The sequence below is a fragment of the Zavarzinella formosa DSM 19928 genome (assembly GCF_000255705.1).
Taxonomy (GTDB): domain Bacteria; phylum Planctomycetota; class Planctomycetia; order Gemmatales; family Gemmataceae; genus Zavarzinella; species Zavarzinella formosa.
The window spans coordinates 201,286-202,684 of record NZ_JH636448.1 but is presented as its reverse complement, the minus strand read 5'-3'; the positions used below and the strand labels follow the sequence as shown (position 1 = coordinate 202,684).

At 64.3% G+C, this 1,399-nt stretch carries 1 protein-coding gene; it reads left to right on the top strand.

Annotated elements, in window-relative coordinates:
• Positions 1–1,399, top strand: a 1,399-nt coding sequence (locus BGIM_RS54900) for a cadherin repeat domain-containing protein (protein ID WP_040891691.1), incomplete at both ends; no start/stop codon positions are given.

Below are 1,399 nucleotides of genomic sequence, written 5' to 3'. Positions count from 1 at the left end.
TCACGGTGAACGACACGAACGACGCCCCGACCAACCTGTCGCTCGACAACGCGACGGTGAACGAGAATTTGGCCCCCGGCGCCACCGTGGGGACGGTGACGACGACCGACCCGGACACCGTGGACAGCTTCACGTATTCGCTGACGGGGACGGGGAACGACAACGCGAAGTTCCTCATCAACCCGGCGACGGGGGCGCTGACGACCAACGCCACCTTCGACTTCGAGGCCAAGAGCAGCTACACGGTTCACGTGACCTCGACGGACTCGGGTGGCCTGTCCTTCTCGAAGGACTTCACCATCACGATCAACGACAAGAACGACGCCCCGACCAACCTGTCGCTCGACAACGCGACGGTGAACGAGAACCTGGCGACGGGAGCCGCGGTGGGAACGGTGACGACGGCAGACCCGGACGCCGTGGACAGCTTCACTTACTCTCTGACCGGAACCGGCAACGACAACGCCAAGTTCCTCATCAACCCGACGACGGGGGCGCTGACGACGAACGCCACCTTCGACTTCGAGACCAAGAACAGCTACACGGTTCACGTGATCTCGACGGACTCGGGCGGCCTGTCCTTCTCGAAGGACTTCACCATCTCGATCAACGACAAGAACGAAGCCCCGACGATCACCGGCGAACCGTATGCTTTCATTTACAACACGACCCTCGCCGCCAATTCGGTGATCGGAACCGTGACGGCGACGGACGTTGACGCGGTTGACAGCAAGACGTTCTCGATTGTCGGCGGCGATCCGTCGAGCGTCTTTGCCATTAATCCGACCACCGGGGTCATCACGCTGCCTGACGCCACAGTGGCGACCGGCACCTATAACCTGACGGTCCGGGTGACCGATTCCGGCGGGTTGTCCGACGACACAACGGTGAGCATCGTCCGGAACGATGCCCCGGTGACCACGTCGATTCCGGACCAGACGAAGGCGGAGGATTCGGGGTCGTTCACGGTGGACCTGGCGGATTACTTCAGCGACACGGAGACGGCGACGGCCAATCTCGTGTTCTCGGTCGACTCGAACTCGGCGCCGGGAGTGGTGTCGGTCACGCGGGCCGGGTCGGTGCTGACCATCACGCCGCTGGCGAACCAGAACGGCGTGGCGACGCTGGTCGTGCGGGCCACGGACGAGGCGGGGCTGTTTGTCACCGATTCGTTTGACGTGACCGTCACGCCGGTCAACGACGCCCCGACGCTGGACGACATCACGGATCCGGCGGCCATTCTTGAGGACGCCGGGGAGCAGACGGTCACGATCACGGGGATCAGCCCCGGCCTGCCGGCGAACGAGTCGGGCCAGGGGATCACCGTCACGGCCGTCTCCGGCAACCCCGGCCTGATCGCCTCGGTCACGATCACCGGGACGGGCTCAAGCCGCGACCT